The following is a 16915-nucleotide window of genomic DNA, read 5'->3' on the forward strand; positions in this document are numbered from 1 at the left end:
ATTTTTTGCCTACTTTTTGTTGCTGGAGACAAAAAGTCGGTCGCCGAAGGCAGAACAAAGATAAAAAAGGTGGAATTATCACCAATACTTTCGACAAGCAACACAGTATTATTCCCATTTAAAATTACCGATCCACCACACACCGAAATCCAAGGGTATTGGTCTGGAGATTGGATGTTCGAGCGTCGCGCGCTGTTGTGCGCACCAGGAAGGCCGTGCTGAACCAGGATCCGCCGCGGACAACGCGTTCGAGGTGCAAGAAATGGGTTTTGATTTCGTAGTTGACGGGGTTATCGCGTGGGCTGCGTTGATAGTACGCGCTGTCGTATTCGTCTTGTGTCCATTCCCAAACGTTGCCGGCCATGTCCGATACGCCATAAGGGCTGCGCCCGTCTCTATTGCCTTCACGATAATATGCAACAGGTGCTGTGCCGTTGTCAAAGGGGTCGCCGCTGTTGAGGTAGTTGGCGCGGTTGGGATCCGGGGCAGCGCCCCAGGGATAGATACGCCCATCGGTTCCGCGTGCTGCTTTTTCCCATTCGGCTTCGGTGGGCAGGCGTCCGCCGAGCCATGCGCAGTATTCGCCGGCTTGAAACCAATTGATGTTGACAACAGGATGTTCGGGCGGGTCGAAGTTGGGCAGTTGACGTTCTGCGATGGCGTAGGGGTTCCATTGGGCATTGGAGATTTCTGTATGGTCTATGTAATAGGCTTTGAGGTGGACGGTGTGTTCAGGTCCTTCGTTGCGTATGCCGTTGTTGGCACCCATTTCGAACGGTCCTTCGGGTATTAAGATGAGGGTGTGTGTCGTGCCCACATGGGTTGTGATCTGGATACCGGTTTGCGTCTGCGATACAACGGGCGGTGGCGACTCTGGTTCTTCCGGCGGGGCAGTGGGTTTGTCTTTGCATCCGGGTAGGACGGTAGAGAGGATGATGAGATAGAGGGTTGTGCGGGTAATAGTCTTCATAGTGAATCAGGTAGAGAATGTATGGGAGAGTGGGAAATATCACTCAATATAATGTATCGGTATTAAAAGAGAAACCATCTGCTATTAAGGTGTGTCTAATGGGTTAAGGTGACGCTTATGAAATCGAAATTACAGACTATCACTAAATTGACAGAGCGACGGCTTCCGACCAACCGACCACCGACGCATCCGGGCGAAATGTTGTTGGAAGAATTTCTCAAGCCCCTGGGAATCAGTCAATCGGCCTTTGCAGTGAGATTAGGCGTCTCATTCCCGCGTTTGAATGAAGTTATAAACGGCAAGCGATGTGTCACACCAGATATCGCATTGCGTCTGGCACAGGTGCTGGGCATGTCCGCAGATTTCTGGCTTGACTTGCAATCGGATTGGGATTTGTGGCATGCGATGCGCACTGAACAAGCAGAGAAAATCGCACAACTTGAGCCATTGCCCGATTGATCTATTCTGACTAAAAAGGTCTGTGACACTCGTCACAGGCCTTTTGCTTTTTACGGGTGGCTCGGTTAGTCAGCAGGGTGCTGTATTACGTGCTGAAAGAGAAACTATATGCGATCCAGATGTGTCCAATTGATGATAGTTTTTTAAGATGCTCTATTTGTAACGGAGGCGGGTTGTTGTGTTTAGAAATTATCTGGTTATCGCACTGAGAAATCTCAATCGGCAAAAATCCTTTAGTGCAATTAATATTCTGGGGCTTGCCATTGGTCTGGGTACGTGCTTTTTGATCGTGCTCTATATTCAGGACGAGTTGAGTTTTGACAGTTGGCATGCAAAAGGAGATCGGATCTATCGCGTGATCCGAGAGACCCGATCTGGAGGGCAATCAGATTATTTGCCATTAACGTCGGGTGCGCTGGCGCGGGCACTTGAGCGGGATTTTCCCGAAGTAGAGAAAGCCGTGCGCGTGATAACGTGGAGTTCCGTAGATGTGCGTTTGGATGAAAAAAAGTTCGAGATGGGTGTCTGTGTTGCGGATCCCGAGTTGTTTGAAATTTTCGATTTTCCCTTTGTGCGCGGCAATCTCGAAACTGCATTTCCCAATCCCAATGCGATCGCGATAACAGAATCAGCAGCAAAACGGTTGTTTGGAGACGAAGATCCGATTGGCAAGACCATCACCGCTGAGAGCAATCACCACGGAGGCGAGCGCACCATCACAGCGGTATTAAAAGATATGCCTCGCAATTCTACACTCGGCTTCGGTGAAATCGATTATCTCTCAACAGGCGGATTTACGTCCCCAGGCGCGAAATACGCCTGGGAAGATTGGATACCAACCGATGGTTGGCGTCCCGTCAATACGTATTTTTTGCTGCGAGAAGGGGCGGATCCAAAGGCGCTGTCCGCAAAATTTCCCGAATTGATTGATCGCTATATGGGGGCAGAGATCGCACGCACAAATGCGTATCATCTCCAGCCTCTCAATCGCATTTATCTCTATTCGAGGCAGGACTACAACCTGGATTGGTACGGCGATATTGACCGCGTTTATCAATTTGGGGCTATTGCAGTTCTGGTGCTTGCGATTGGATGTATTAATTTCACAAATTTGACGACGGCGCAATCGGCTCGCAGGGCGCACGAGGTGGGTTTGCGAAAGGTATCGGGTGCGTATCGTTCACAACTGATGGGGCAGTTTTTGGGCGAGTCTGTTCTCACGGCAATGGTCGCGCTTGTGCTCGCGCTTAGTGCCGTCGAACTTGTGCTTCCCGAGTTTAATGCCTTTTTCTATAAGCAGATTGAGTTGAATTTGTCGAGTGATCCTTTGCTCGCCATTTCTTTGATTGGTATTGCCGTATTTGTCGGGCTGTTGGCTGGTGTTTATCCCGCATTTTTTCTTTCGGCGTATGAACCCACAGAGACGCTAAAGGGGGCTTTTCGCGCGGGTTCTCGGGGGCAGTGGATCCGGAAGGGGCTGGTGGTGGTGCAATTTGCGATTTCAATTATCCTGCTCGCGAGTACGGGAGTGATCTATCGGCAACTCGATTATATGAGAAACAAGAATCTGGGTTTTAATGTGGAGCAGATGGTGCTCATACCTATATTTGTTCTCGATCAGGAGACAAAATCGGATCCGGGGCAAAAGCTCGCCGCCCGTTATGCGACGGTGAAAGAGGCTTTTCGCGCCCATCCGAATGTGCTTGAGGTGACGGCGTATCGCTGGTGGATTGGATGGGGCGGGGGTATTACCCGAACCATTCGGGCAGAGGGACACGAGGGCACGGACTGGCGCATGCCCCTTCTGGAGGTCGATGAAGATTATCTCGATGTGTTTCAAATCGAACTGGTAGAGGGACGTAAATTTGATCCGATTGCATTTCCGACAGATACGTCAAGAGCGTTTATTATCAATGAAACAGCGGTTGCGCGGCTCGGTTGGGATGATCCTATTGGCAAGTCTTTTGAGTGGGTTGATCGGGTGAGAAATCGGAAGGGGACGGTGATTGGCGTTGTGAAGGACTTTCACTATAGTCCGTTGCACGAAAAAATTGGGCCCATTGCACTGACGCTTCGGCATCAGCAATTTTATAATCTGGGCGCGCGCGTCAAAGCCGAGGGTATGGAAGAGACGCTCGCTTTTTTTGAAGAGACCTGGAAGCGTTTCGCTCCCGCAGATCAGCCTTTTGATTATCTGATGTGGGATCAGCAGTTTGAATATATGTACTCTGCAGAACAACGAGCGCAGGCGCTGACGTTGTTCTCTTCGGGGATGGCGATTTTGCTCGCGTGTATGGGGCTTTTTGGTCTTGCGGCATTTACAGTTGAGCAGCGCGTGAAAGAGATTGGGGTGCGCAAGGTGTTGGGTGCGAGCGTGTCCAATATTGTGATTTTGGTTTCCAGAACATTTGCAATTATGGTTTTGATTGCGAATTTGTTTGCATGGCCGGTTGTGTATTTTGCGATGGACAGTTGGCTGGCTGGCTTTGCCTATCGCACGGATCTTTCGTGGTGGATATTCGTTTTGAGTGGGGCGGTTGCCCTGGCGATTGCGTTGTTTACTGTGAGTTTCCACGCCCTTCGCGCGGCGGTATCGAATCCGGTGGAAGCACTGCGGCATGAATAGATAGTGAAAATAAAAAAGGTCTGTGACAAGTGTCACAGACCTTTTGCTTTTTGCGGGTGGTCGTTTACTCAGCGGGTTGCTGTATGACGCGCAAATAGGGTTTTACAGCGGTGTATCCGGGGAATCGCTCGTCGGCTTCTTCGTCTGTAACTGTAGGCGAAATAATCACGTCTTCGCCGGGTCGCCAGTTCACTGGCGTGGCCAAACTGTGCCTGGCTGTCAATTGCAGGGAATCGACTACGCGCAGTATTTCGTCGAAGTTGCGGCCCGTAGATGCGGGGTAGGTGAGCATCAGTTTGATTGTTTTGTCGGGTCCAATTACAAATACCGATCGCACAGTTAGCGTGTTATCTGCATTGGGATGGATCATTTCGTAGAGGTCGGCTACCTGGCGGTCAGGGTCGGCGATCATCGGATAATTTACGGTTGCATTTTGCGTTTCGTTGATGTCGCTAATCCAGCCTTCATGGGATTCGAGGGGATCAACGCTGATGGCTAAAACTTTGACGCCGCGCTTGTCAAATTCGTCTTTGATATTCGCCATGGCGCCCAATTCGGTGGTGCATACCGGCGTAAAGTCGGCGGGATGGGAGAACAGAATGCCCCAGCCATCGCCCAACCATTCGTGAAAATTGATGGTGCCTTCCGTGGTTTCTGCCGTAAAGTCGGGGGCAACATCGCCTAACTGCAATGACATAGTGTAATCCTTTCTATTGGATTGTGGAGGAGATAGAGGCTTCAAAATCCAACTGCGTGGCGATAATATAAGACAAAACGATACTCCGTCAAGTTGTCAAGTCCATCGCGTTGTTGCATGAGGTGGGGCTTTGAAATATATTCGATGAAACGCAGATTGGTTTGATGATCTCAAGGGAGGAATTGTGTCCACGATTCATTTTGACAAACTTTCGATGTACGACCGCGTTGGCGAACCCGTTTCACTCGGTATTCCATTTGCCCAGGGGCGACTCACCGACTCTGGGCAATTTGGTATTTGTAATGATGGAAGAGATATAGCGGTTCAGGCCGATGTTACAGCGCGCTGGGACGATGGGTCGATCAAGTGGCTTATGGCGCATTTTCTGGCTGATCTTCCCGGCAACCTCGCACATGATCTCACTTTTGCCACTGATGGTAGTATTGCTTCGCCTGATCCCGATGAGAGGACTACGGTGACGCAAGGGGGAGGTTTCTATACTATTGATACGGGTGTTCTTTCTGTTGATGTTGGGCTTGGGACAGATCTTTTTAAGGCGATTCGCGTAAATGATATTGAATGGTTTGGTGCAAATGCTTCTTTTGGTATAGCTGGTGCAGAAGGTGGATCGTATTTCGCCAATATCGATACCATTACTGTTCTGGAGTCAGGTCCCGTGCGGAGTCTGGTTGAGTGTGCGGGTGAGCACGTTGGCGATGTGGGGACATTGTTCGATATGCGCGTTCTCATTGAGGCATGGGCGGGAAAACCTTTTCTTCGCCTGGATTATCAGTTTATCAATCGAGAGAAGGTGGCGAGTGTTGATGTGGCAGAGATTGCGCTGAAGTTCGCGGCATTGGGTGCGGGCGATGTGCGATGCGCTACTGGAGAGGGTTATTATCGCACCGATCTTACAGAGGGGGCAAATGCGCGTCTTCTGGATGCTGAGACGATTGTTTTTCAGTCTGTTGAACACGTGCTTGATACGTTTTACGGGGATTTCTGGGCAGACTGGTGCGATGCTGAAAAGGGCGTTTGTATTACGCCTTTTCAAGCGCATCAAAATTTTCCCAAGGGGATTGCAGTTGGCGAAGGTGGCATTGATCTGGATATTTATCCCGCGAGTCAGGATCCCGTCAAGGTTTTGCAGGGTGTGGCCAAGACCCATCGCATGCAATTTTATTTTCACACTTCTGCTATGTCTCTGGACGATGTTATTGTACAATCGCTCCAATTTCAATATCCGGATATCGGTATTTTGCCCGAGTCGTGGTATCGCGAAGCCAATGTTTGGGAGAATCTCTTTCCCACGAATAAAAATTGGGATATTGAAGCCAGTATTATCAATATGGCCGATGGGCGCAATCAGGGGCTTGGGATGATGCACTGGGGCGATGGTCCCGATCACGGGTACACGCAGCAGGGGCGCGGCAAAGGGGAGTTGGTGTGGACCAATAATGAATACGATTTTCCACATGCGATGTTTTTGCTCTATGCGAAGACGGGTGAGCGCCGGTTTAGAGATGCCGCGTGTGTGGCTGCACAACACTGGATTGATGTGGATTTTTGCCATTACAGCGACGATCCACTCAAGATGGGTGGACAACCCATTCACACGGCGGGTCATGTGACGGGTAGTGTAACGCCTTCGCACGAGTGGACCGAGGGGTTGCTGGATTATTATCACATGACCGGTAAACGGGAGGCTCGCGAAAAGGCCATTTCCATTGCGGATAATATGATCCGCCATCTCGAGTCGCCCAAATTTTCTCGCGCTGGGGGTCAGCAAGCCCGCGAGACTGGCTGGGCGATGCGCGGTCTGATTGCTGTGTACATTGAGACGAAAGAAGAAAAATATCTCGATGCGTGTCGCAGAATTGCCGAGCAATTTATTGCGTGGAAAGAAAAATGGGGGGCTTTTCTCGCGCCTTATACCGCGCATACGCTGGTGCGCGTTCCTTTTATGATTTCCATAGCGATCAATGCGTTGCATCGGTATTATACCGCGACGGGAGACGGCCGCATTCCACCACTTATTGTGGCGGAGATGGGCGATTTGCTCGATCACTGTGTGATGCCCGATGGTCGCTTTTTTTACAAGGAATTGCCGAGCCTTCAGCGGCGCGCGGGCGGTCCTCGAGAAATGGAAGCGCTGTGTCATGCTTATGAGCACTCGGGCGATAAACGCTTTTTGGAACAGGCCGAGCGGATGATGAAATCCATGCGTCCAGGTGGTAGTCGCAGTGGCAAGCGCATTGTCAAGGATCTCGTTGGGGATACTGTGCTTTTTGATGGTTCGGGTCCCAAATCGTTTGCTTCTTTTTATGTGCCGTTTATGTCGTCGTACAAGATTTTGTCGGATGAGGATTGCCTGACTTGATTTGAGACTGGCAAATGGTTACTTTTCAAGAGTTGTGTTTGGCTCGAGATTTTTTGGGAGGATGAATGGAATACCGCCAATTGGGACGCTGTGGGCTTAAGGTTTCTGAGATCTGCCTGGGTACGATGACGTTTGGCAATGGCGCGGACAGGGCTGAATCCAGACGGCTGGTCGATCTGGCTGTGGATCGCGGTGTCAATTTTTTTGATACGGCCAATTCTTATGCCAGCGGTTTGTCGGAGGACTATCTGGGCAGGGCACTCAAGGGCCGACGAAGAGATGCTGTTGTTGCGACCAAGTTCTACAATCCCGTGGGGTCAGGTCCCAATGATTCGGGGATGTCGCGTTTTCATATTATGCAGGCGATTGAAGATAGTTTGCAGCGCCTTGGGATGGATTATGTCGATATTTACTATATTCACCATGTTGATCAGCAGACGCCTGTAGAAGAAATGCTTCGCGCCCTGGACGATCTGGTGCATCAGGGCAAGGTGCGATATATTGCCTGTAGTAACTATCAGGCATGGCGTTTGATGGATGCGCTGTGGATTAGCGATCACAATGGTCTGCCGCGCTTTGTGTGCTACCAGCCGCAATACAGCCTTGTTGTGCGGGATATTGAGCAAGAACTCATTCCCGTTTGTCAGGGGAAAGGTCTGGGGGTGGTTGTGTGGAGTCCACTGGCGGGTGGGTTTCTGTCTGGGAAATACAAACCCAGCGAGCGCATCCATGCGGGGTCGCGTTCTGAAGAGGGATGGGGTTATCCCCAAAAGTATTTTGCGGACAGTGCCGACGAGACGTTGGCAGAGTTGTTTAAGGTGGCTGATGAACTCGGGCGCAGTCCTGCACAGGTTGCTTTGCGCTGGGTGCTCGAACAACCCGCTATTACGTCTGCTATTGTTGGTGCGCGCACCCTTGCACATCTCGAAGATAATATTCAATCCGCAGATTTTCGGCTCGAAGGCGAGTGTCTCGAGTGTCTCAACAGCGTCTCGCATTTGCCCGATCGGTATCCAGAGTCTATGGAGAAAGATCGGGATGTGCAGCGGCTCGAGGCTGTGCAGATGCCGGGTTAATATTTAGATAGGTGATAAAAATTCTATGGCTTTTGATGAGATAGACGAAACGGGTCTCCAGCAAGTGAATGATTCCATGAAGATGCTCATGGGGGAGTTGAATAATTTTCAGGATATTGCCCGCTACGTCACACCATTGCCTGGGGAAATACCCGCGCTCGATGGGGTTGATATTTACGGCGAGACTATTCCGCTCAACGGTATTGTGGGTGGCGATCATATTGTTTATGTCGATTTTAAGAAGCGCTATGATCTCGATGCACGTATAGAAAAAGCTCGTGACCGCGGGCAGGATTATGTTGTCAAAAAGCTGGAGGAATGTCGCTTTAAGGCCGGTGTGGCAGTAGCCGATGTTTCGGGGCACCAGATCACGGACGCGCTTCTCGCCGCGATGCTCCATCAGGCTTTTCTGATGGGTGCGATTTACGAGATGGATTATTACGGCAATATTACGGCCAAGTTGTTTGAAAATCTCAATACGCGATTTTACAATTCGTCGAGTCTCAGTAAATTTATTACGATGATTTACGGGGAGATATCTCAGGAAGGGCATTTCCAGTTTCTGTCGGCAGGACATCCCATGCCGCTGGTGTATTCGCGCAAGTACAAAGGTATTGTCGATGTGTCCGAAGATAGAATGATTGCCTCTCCGCCCATTGGTACGCTTCCTTCGGGACGCGATATCGATCGCAATATCAATGAGAGTGTGCTCGGTTTTAAGGAAGAATACCAACTTAACGAATGGGATTTGATGGGCACGGGCGATATTCTTATTCTTTTTACCGATGGTCTGGTTGAACACCACCGAAATGGCGAGTTTTACGCGCCGCATTATCTGGAACAAAAACTTCACGAGATCAAAGATCTGACTGCCAAAGAAATTTTCTACGCGATTAAAGAGGACCTCATCGCGTTTAATACACCCGATGACGATATCAGTTATGTTGTTATCAAGCGGCATTAGATCACAGGTTGCGGTCCAACATACTTCGCTCTGGGCCTGATCAACATCCCTCCTTTCACACTATCCTTCTTCTACTTCATCCAATGCACCTACTTTTCTCAAGCTCGGGGAAGCTATTGCTGTTATGCCTGTGACCAAAAGCGTTCCGATGCCGCCGCTTACGACTGAGAATACAGGTCCATACAATTCCGCCACACCTCCAGATTCGAGGCCACCCAGTTCATTTGACGCGCTCACAAATACTCCGTTTACAGCCGATACCCTGCCGCGCATTGCATCGGGGGTGATTAACTGTACGAGTGTGTGACGAATGACCATGCTTACGTTGTCAAATGCCCCGGTTAATACGAGCATCGCAAATGACAACCAGAAGTTTTCCGATATTCCGAAGACTATGGTTGCCACGCCAAATCCAGCTACGGTGAGGAGCAGATTTCTGCCGGCTTTTTTCATCGGGGGCAGGTGTGCCAGTGTCAGTGCCATTATCAGGGCACCCACCGCAGGTGCTGATCGCAATATTCCGAATCCCTCTGAGCCTACCTTCAATATATCCTGCGCGTAAATCGGCAATAGATACACGGCTCCGCCCAGGAGTACGGCAAACATGTCCAGTGCCATGAGCGACAATAGTAATTGATTTTTCTTCAGAAACACCAGTCCGCCCATCAGATTTTGTAGTGGTGAAATTCGCGCTGCATTTTTATCGCGTTCTACGGGCGGTACGCGCAATCGGGACAATATCAACAAGAACCATCCCGTACATCCGGCACTTGCAAGGTACGCTGCAGGTACGTAAACTGCTGCGATAAGGCCTCCGATCATGGGTCCCACTACCCACGCCATTTGCATCAAGCTCATGCTCCATGCCACGGCATTGGGAAATATCCCGCGGGGTACCAATTGGGGTACAATTGCCCGCCGTGCTGGGGCGCCGAGTACGGTTATTGCGGCATCGACGACGAGTATGGCGTACATCAGGGCAATTGGTCCCTGTTTCCACGATACTGCGGCAAGGCCCAGAGAGGTTAATGTTGTGCCCGTTAAGCTCAACATCATGACTGTGCGTCGGTTAAAGCGGTCGGCGAGATATCCCGCGGGGAGTGCGAGGATCATTGTGGGTAATGCGATTGCCAGACCCACCAGGCCGAGCGCGAGTGCCTGCCCGGTGCGCGCGTACATTTCCCATCCTATGGCGGCGCTCTGAATTTGCGTGCCGACTAATGCGGCAAACCAGCCCAGTGCGTATAACCGAAATTCCCTGATGTGAAATGCTTCATAGGGATTGTGTTTTGTCAATATGCTTCCTGTTCGCAAGAATTATGTCAAATTTGGACATGATTATAGCTATCTTACGCCCGATGTCAATACATCGCTAAAATCTATGTGTTTGCCCTTGACATTTCCCAAAATTAAACTATACATATGTGCAGTATTTTTGTTTATGAAATTGTGTTAAACAGTTTCGGGAGGAATTCATGCGACGTACTTTTCAATTTGATCAGAATACTCCGCCTCTTTGCCGCCTGGGTCTGGCTACGAGGGGCAATACGCATTTGTCCCCTGCCGATGTCCGTTATGCAGTTGAGCGCGGTGTCAATTATCTCAATTGGTGCGGTCGTCCCGATGGTTTGAGTAGCGCTGTTGCGGGTATGGGGGTGGAGCGGGAGGAGATTGTACTGGCATGGCAGCTTAAGTCCCGTACTGCTTCAGGTGCGGAACGGGAGCTTGAAGATGCGTTGTGTGAGCTGAATACCGATTATATAGATGTTGTGACTTTTTACTATGTGGAGAGCGAGGGCGAATGGTGCGATATCGCGTCTGAAGGGGGCGCTTATGAAGCTATGGCTCGCGCCCGCGAGCAGGGTAAGGTGCGCTTTCTCGGGCTTACCAGCCACCAGCGCAATATGGCCGCGCGCATTGCTATGGGTGAACTCAGAGCACCTGAACAGGTTGAGTCCCGCCCTCTGGATATGCTTATGCTCCGGTACAATGCCGCCCACCGGGGGGCAGAAGAGGATGTGTTCCCGTTGACCGATCCGATCAGTATTCCGGTGGTTGTTTATACCTGTCTGCGCTGGGGTGCTTTGATGAAGCCCACTCCGGACGATCCACCCGATTTTATACCGCCACCTGCAAGAGAGTGGTACCGTTTTGCACTGGCCTATCCCTCTGTCGCCATTGCGATTGCAGCGCCCAACGACCGGGCGGAGCTTGAGCACGATTTTTCACTGTTGGATGATTGGCGGGCACCTGCGCCAGAAGAGAATGAGATGCTTATGGCACACGGAGACCGCGTCTATCAACACGCTGGTCGTTTTCCCTGAGTTTCCATGTTCTACAATTTTCTGACAGTTGCGATTCGCAACGCGATGCGTCACAAGTTCTATGCGATTATCAGTCTGAGTAGTCTTGCCATTGGATTGACGTGTGCTGTGCTCATTATGCTTTCTATCCGCTACGAGATGAGCTATGACGCCTTTCGCCCCCATGCCGACCGGGTTTATCGGATTATGAAGAGGGATATAGATGCGCGGGGGCAAGTCGAATGGCGCGGCGCACTTCCCTCAGAGATTGCCGTGCATTTGCGCGATGAATATCCCGAGGTCGAGGCCGTTGTTCAGTTCCGCCGTATCACGTCCTGGTTCCGCGCGGAGGACCGGTTATTTCAACAGCGCCTGTGTCCGGTTGATGGAGATGCTGTGGATTTCTTTGGTCTGGATATTATTCGAGGGGATGCTACTGCGCTCAAACGCCGAGATGCGTCCATTGTTTTAACGCAGAGCGTCGCCCAAAAGCTCTATGGTCATAAAGACCCCATTGGTCGCACCGTTGAGGTGCAGCGCGAGACCTATCAGCAGGTGTTTACGGTTGTTGCTGTGATGAAGGATCGTCCCACCAATACGCGCCTGGAGTTTGATAGTGTGACGTTTTTTGCGTCTGATAACTGGGCTATACGCACTGCGCCGATTTACGTGCGTTTGCGTCCCGATGCCGATGTTGCGGCTCTCGAGCATGCGCTTGTCGCTCGCTTTCCGTCTGAGTCTCAAGAGGCGACTTACCATCTCCAGGCTTTGCCGCGCGTCCATCTGTATTCCAGGATTGATCTGGAGGGTTTTACAGGTGATTCGGGGATGCCGTATCGGGATGTCCGCGATCTCTATCCCCTGTCTGTTCTGGGCGTGGGTATTTTGCTCATCGCCTGTATCAATTTTATGAATCTGGCTACTGCGCGATCAGCTATACGCGCCCGCGAAATTGGTCTGCGCAAGGTTGTGGGGGCGCGCAGGCAGCATATTATGGGGCAGTTTTTGTGCGAGTCTGTGTTGTTTACCGGGGTTGCTCTGCCCGTATCTTTTGGATTGACGGTGTTGCTGCTGCCCCAATTTTCAGGTCTGATGGGTCAACCGCTTGTCTTTAATATTTTTGATCATGTTTGGTGGATTGTGTGCATTGCGCTGGTTACCGCTCTGGTTTCGGGAAGTTATCCCGCTTTTTATCTTTCGGCGCAGCAGCCCGTCGATGCGCTGAAGGGGCTGCGCAACAGGCTTCCAGGAGATCTCTGGCTACGGAAAGGTCTCGTAGTGGTGCAATTTGCCGTGTCTGCTATTCTCATTGCATCTACGCTCGTGGTCTATCAGCAAATGGATCTGGTGCAGAGTAAATATTTGGGTTTTGATCGCGATGAGATTGTTGTGGTGAAAATTTTTGGTCCCGATGCGGAGCAAATTCGCTTAAATGGTCAATATAACGCGGTCAAACAGCGATTTCTCCAGCATCCTAATATTGTCGCAGCGGGTACGAGTTTGGATCTGCCCGGACACAGTTGGCCGAGCCGACGTTTTGTGTCGGATGTTGAAATGCCTGACAGAGAAGTTGATGTGCGCGTTTTTCGGGCGAATGAAGATTTTCTCACGTGTTACAATATTTCAATACTCGCGGGTCGAAGTTTTTCGCAGGCTTATGCGGAGCAGGTGACAGAGAATTCGAGCGCGATGCAGGTGGTGATAAATGAGACTGCTGCAAAGCGATTCGGTTGGTCGAATCCCCTGGGGCATACGCTGATGATTGGGGAGAGACACGCGCAGGTTATTGGCGTGATGGGAGATTTTCACGTGCGTTCTCTCAGGGAGCCTCTGGGTCCTGTGGTTTTATCTGCGGCGGGTACGGACTTGAAATACTTGCATCTCAAGATTAAACCCGACCGTATTCGGGAGACGATGGCTTTTGTCGAAGAGACCTGGTCGCATTTTATCCCAACGCGGCCTTTTGAATACTTTTTTATTGACGATTATATCGATTCCAAATACCGACGAGAACAACGCCAGGGGCATATTTTTACGCGGTCTGCAATTGTCGCCATTGTACTGGCCTGTCTGGGTCTGGCGGGTTTGGCGGCTTTTGCCGCTGAACAACGTACCCGCGAAATTGGTATTCGCAAGGTGCTGGGTGCTTCGGCATCTCATCTCGTGGTTTTGATCAGCCGGGACTTTGCCAGGCTCGCTGTGTTCGCCAGCACGATTGCGTGTCCGGTTGGATATTTTTTGATGCGGAATTGGTTGCAGAATTTTGCCTATCGCGTAGATCTGGGTTTTTTTCCTTTTGTGGTTAGTGCTCTGGGTGTTGTTGCTGCAACAATCCTCGTGGTTGGATATCAAGTCTATAAAGCCGCGAGTGCAAATCCCGCAGAGGTATTGCGCCGAGAGTAAAGATAGAGAAAGGGGTCAACATGGATACAAATGGTACTTATCAGGTCGCCGACTTATGCGAAGCCGCAAGTGAGGGCGATGTCGCCAAAATTCGTCAGATTCTCGATGTGCAACCCGATCTGGTCAATGTGCATATGGCCGAAAACAATGAGCATCTCGCCATTCATTACGCAGTTATGAATCAGCACGCGGATGCGGTGCGCGTTCTTATGGAGGCGGGTGCAGATCACACGTCGGGTATTTATCCCCATCGCGATGCTACGGACGCGCTTACCATAGCAGATGAACGCGGTCTGGATGATATTGTTCAGATTTTGCGAGAGGAAGACGAGAAACGCAAACTCGCGGCTTGCGAGAATATTACCATTACGGAGGAGAATGATGCGCTTTTTGAGGCTATTCGAGAGGGGCGGATGATGGAGACTGTGGAAATTCTCTATAAGAATCCCGATTTGATCAACGCCTGCCATCGCAATGGCGGTAGTGTGATTCACACTGGTGCATCTCTTGGAAATTATGAGCTTGTTCAATATCTGCTCAAGCGCGGTGCGGATATCACCCATCTTACCCCCGAGGGTCAATCGCCTCTCGACGGCGCTGTTCACAATATCCGCGGTCGCAACAGGCCGCTCAACGAGGGGTGTTTGATTTGTGCGGGTATTCTGCTTCAGGCCGGATGCGAACAATCGCTTGAGTCTGCTGTCGCGCTTGGGGATCTTGGTTTTGTTCAAGAGTATAAGAGACAACATCCCGAACGCTTTCAGTCCAATGACAGCGAGCGAGACGGTCTTTTACAGATCGCTGTGCAAAATGACAATCTCGATATGGTGCGTATGCTGCTGGACCTGGGGCTCGATCCCGACGACAGATATCAACTGCATCACTATGAGACCAAACCCTATTCATGGGGCCAACCGCTGGCTCATGCGGCTGGGCACTCGCAGTATGAGATTGCCGAACTTCTGCTCGAGCGCGGCGCCGATCCCAATGCGAGTATTTACGCGAGTGGCAATCCCATAGCAGCTGCGTATAATAATCGCGACGATAAGATGAAGGGTTTGCTGTTTAGATACGGTGGGGTTTTGGATCATATCACTGCTGGGCTTGAAGGCGAGACGTCTGCCGCTGCTGTTGCGCTTCACAATGATTCTTCTCTTGCGGAGAGGCTTTTGTGGGCTGCGGGCTGTGGGGGTGATCCAAATATTGTGGGGATGTGTCTGCGTCAACTCGAGTGGGATCCCGATGACAGTCGCTGGTTTGGCTTGCTGGAGCAACCTGTGCGCCTGTGGCGCACTCACCCTCATCGCAAATTCCGGGATTTTGATCGCACGGTCTATCCCGAGATTTTTCGCATGATTCTCGATCACGGCGTTAGCCCCAATCTGGTCGGGCGTTTCGGGTATCGCCTTGCGCATCACATGGCGGCATGCGGTGTTGTGTGGGGAGAAGTGATTATGACCGAAGCCGAGCGCGTCGCCTTTGCGACAATTCTGCTCGACTATGGTGCGGATCTCGATGTGATTGATGAGCTTTTGCAATCTTCGCCGCTGGGCTGGGCTGCGCGATGGGGCAAATACGATCTCGCGCGTCTCTATCTCGAGCGCGGTGCCGATCCCACACTGGCGGGTGCTGATTGGGCAACGCCACTCGCCTGGGCAGAGAAAAAAGGGTATGGGGATATTGCCGATCTCATCAAACGGTATCTGTAAAAATGGATATCGTCGAAAAACGCCATCGGAAATGCTTTGCGGTGGCGTTTTCTTTTTGTACCATGCAGATCAGAGGATTAATTTAGCCATCCATGAGACAAAAAGGAGATAGAGCATGGTTCGCACGTTGATTGGCAGTCGGTATTCAGAGGATGTTGAGGCGTTGTTAGAAGGTGCGCCTTCTGAGGTTGAGGTGATTTTTTTGCCGGAGGGGGAAAAGCAGGCTGATTATTTATCGGGCGTGGAAGTGCTTTTTGGCCGGCTTGCCGAATCCGATTTTGATTACGCAGATGCGTTGAAATGGGTTCAGCAACCCCACGCAGGTGCCGAAGGGCATTTGTATGAAAAATTTAAGAATAGCGATATGGTTTTGACCAATGCGGGGGGATTGTTCGGTCCTCAGATTGCAGAACATGGGTTTGCACTTTTGCTGGCGTTGACGCGGCAGATTCACACGCAGTTGGAGTTTATGAAGCGCAAGCACTGGGAGCGCGTGCCGTGTTTGGAGTTGGCGGGTATGACGATGGGTATTATTGGTTTGGGCGGCATTGGACGGGCGATTGCAGACCGCGCGAAGGCGTTTGAGTTTCGGGTTATTGCGGTCGATCCGGAGGATATGGCGTGTCCCGATTCCGTGGATCGGTTGGAGAAGATGGATTATTTGCCCGAACTTATGTCGCAGTCCAATGTGGTTATGGTGTGTTGCCCCAGTACGGCTGAAACGCATAAGATGCTGTCGGGTGAGATGTTTGATCGGTTGATGGAGGGTAGTTTGCTCGTCAATGTGAGTCGGGGAAAGGTGGTGGATGAGGAGGCTATGGTCGCGGCGTTGCGGTCCGGCAAACTGGCGGGTATTGGGCTGGATGTGACTTATACGGAACCCTGTCCAGAAGATAGTCCGCTGTGGACCGAACCCAATGTGATTTTGACATCGCATAGCGCGGGGTCTTCACAACATATTCGGAGGCGCGCTATGGTGCGGTTTGTGGATAATTTGCACAGGTATGTGAGGGGTGAGGCGCTGCAGAATGTAGTGGATAAGGAGAAGGGGTATTAGGAATTAGGAATTAGGAGCAGGCGAGGTCAACTCATGTAAACTTGCACTTCACGGTCTAAACGATCCCCCAATAGATCTTCAGCCATGTCGAGTTCATAGTCTATCTGCAAACCCATCCAAAATTGTGGAGACATGTTGAAATATTTCGCCAGGCGCAAAGCGATGTCGGCTGTGATACCCTGCTTTCCCGATACAATCTCGTTAATTTGATACGGTGGAACGCCTATACCAAGGGCCAGACGATTCTGGCTCATATTCATAGGCTTGAGAA

General features: G+C 50.9%; 13 protein-coding genes. 9 read left to right on the plus strand and 4 right to left on the minus strand.

Annotated features, from left to right (window positions below):
• Positions 1-124: 124 nt before the first annotated feature.
• A complete protein-coding gene (locus F4Y39_22830) occupies positions 125-970 on the minus strand; it encodes a formylglycine-generating enzyme family protein (protein ID MYC16575.1) in 846 nt (281 codons plus the stop codon).
• 117 nt (positions 971-1087) lie between these two features.
• Here F4Y39_22830 and F4Y39_22835 point away from each other — a divergent pair, with 117 nt between their 5' ends.
• The gene (locus F4Y39_22835; GenBank protein ID MYC16576.1) at positions 1088-1429 is read left to right on the plus strand and encodes a HigA family addiction module antidote protein; all 342 of its coding nucleotides are present in this window, start codon (positions 1088-1090) and stop codon (positions 1427-1429) included.
• Between the two features lie 178 nt (positions 1430-1607).
• On the plus strand, positions 1608-4055 hold the full coding sequence (locus F4Y39_22840; protein MYC16577.1) for an FtsX-like permease family protein: 2448 nt from the start codon (positions 1608-1610) through the stop codon (positions 4053-4055).
• Positions 4056-4119: 64 nt separating this feature from the next.
• Here F4Y39_22840 and F4Y39_22845 read toward each other — a convergent pair whose 3' ends face one another.
• A complete protein-coding gene (locus F4Y39_22845; protein ID MYC16578.1) occupies positions 4120-4752 on the minus strand; it encodes a peroxiredoxin in 633 nt (210 codons plus the stop codon).
• 184 nt (positions 4753-4936) lie between these two features.
• On the opposite strand from F4Y39_22845, the gene F4Y39_22850 reads away from it, so the two are divergent.
• The 3 genes from F4Y39_22850 to F4Y39_22860 all read left to right on the plus strand — a co-directional run bounded on the left by F4Y39_22850 (position 4937) and on the right by F4Y39_22860 (position 9172).
• Positions 4937-7132 carry a hypothetical protein gene (locus F4Y39_22850; GenBank protein ID MYC16579.1) on the plus strand — a complete coding sequence of 732 codons (2196 nt, stop codon included), beginning with the start codon at positions 4937-4939 and terminating at the stop codon, positions 7130-7132.
• A gap of 65 nt (positions 7133-7197) precedes the next feature.
• Positions 7198-8208 carry an aldo/keto reductase gene (locus F4Y39_22855; protein MYC16580.1) on the plus strand — a complete coding sequence of 337 codons (1011 nt, stop codon included), beginning with the start codon at positions 7198-7200 and terminating at the stop codon, positions 8206-8208.
• 25 nt (positions 8209-8233) lie between these two features.
• Positions 8234-9172 carry a serine/threonine-protein phosphatase gene (locus tag F4Y39_22860; protein ID MYC16581.1) on the plus strand — a complete coding sequence of 313 codons (939 nt, stop codon included), beginning with the start codon at positions 8234-8236 and terminating at the stop codon, positions 9170-9172.
• 60 nt (positions 9173-9232) lie between these two features.
• On the opposite strand, the gene F4Y39_22865 is transcribed toward F4Y39_22860, so the two are convergent.
• Entirely contained in the window at positions 9233-10486 is a 1254-nt protein-coding gene (locus F4Y39_22865) for an MFS transporter (protein ID MYC16582.1), read from the minus strand.
• Positions 10487-10647: 161 nt separating this feature from the next.
• Between F4Y39_22865 and F4Y39_22870 the strand changes: the two genes are divergently transcribed.
• From F4Y39_22870 to F4Y39_22885, 4 genes are all read left to right on the plus strand, one after another.
• Positions 10648-11496, plus strand: coding sequence for an aldo/keto reductase (locus F4Y39_22870; protein ID MYC16583.1), 849 nt, complete (start codon positions 10648-10650; stop codon positions 11494-11496).
• A 6-nt stretch (positions 11497-11502) separates the two neighbouring features.
• Positions 11503-13878 carry an FtsX-like permease family protein gene (locus F4Y39_22875; protein ID MYC16584.1) on the plus strand — a complete coding sequence of 792 codons (2376 nt, stop codon included), beginning with the start codon at positions 11503-11505 and terminating at the stop codon, positions 13876-13878.
• A 20-nt stretch (positions 13879-13898) separates the two neighbouring features.
• Positions 13899-15587: a hypothetical protein gene (locus F4Y39_22880; protein MYC16585.1), complete on the plus strand. Its 1689-nt coding sequence runs from the start codon at positions 13899-13901 to the stop codon at positions 15585-15587.
• Positions 15588-15702: 115 nt separating this feature from the next.
• Entirely contained in the window at positions 15703-16644 is a 942-nt protein-coding gene (locus F4Y39_22885) for a D-2-hydroxyacid dehydrogenase (GenBank protein ID MYC16586.1), read from the plus strand.
• A 26-nt stretch (positions 16645-16670) separates the two neighbouring features.
• Here the strand turns inward: F4Y39_22885 and F4Y39_22890 are convergent.
• The coding region (locus F4Y39_22890; protein ID MYC16587.1) for a HigA family addiction module antidote protein at positions 16671-16915 on the minus strand (245 nt) is incomplete at its 5' end.

Source organism: Gemmatimonadota bacterium (genome assembly GCA_009838845.1).
GTDB lineage: Bacteria > Latescibacterota > UBA2968 > UBA2968 > UBA2968 > VXRD01.

Excerpts from the sequence above, each read along its gene's own strand:
- F4Y39_22875 (MYC16584.1), top strand. The coding sequence starts at position 11,503 with ATGTTCTACAATTTTCTGACAGTTGCGATTCGCAACGCGATGCGTCAC.
- F4Y39_22845 (MYC16578.1), bottom strand. The coding sequence starts at position 4,752 with ATGTCATTGCAGTTAGGCGATGTTGCCCCCGACTTTACGGCAGAAACC.
- F4Y39_22830 (MYC16575.1), bottom strand. The coding sequence starts at position 970 with ATGAAGACTATTACCCGCACAACCCTCTATCTCATCATCCTCTCTACC.
- F4Y39_22870 (MYC16583.1), top strand. The coding sequence starts at position 10,648 with ATGCGACGTACTTTTCAATTTGATCAGAATACTCCGCCTCTTTGCCGC.
- F4Y39_22880 (MYC16585.1), top strand. The coding sequence starts at position 13,899 with ATGGATACAAATGGTACTTATCAGGTCGCCGACTTATGCGAAGCCGCA.
- F4Y39_22860 (MYC16581.1), top strand. The coding sequence starts at position 8,234 with ATGGCTTTTGATGAGATAGACGAAACGGGTCTCCAGCAAGTGAATGAT.
- F4Y39_22835 (MYC16576.1), top strand. The coding sequence starts at position 1,088 with ATGAAATCGAAATTACAGACTATCACTAAATTGACAGAGCGACGGCTT.
- F4Y39_22855 (MYC16580.1), top strand. The coding sequence starts at position 7,198 with ATGGAATACCGCCAATTGGGACGCTGTGGGCTTAAGGTTTCTGAGATC.
- F4Y39_22885 (MYC16586.1), top strand. The coding sequence starts at position 15,703 with ATGGTTCGCACGTTGATTGGCAGTCGGTATTCAGAGGATGTTGAGGCG.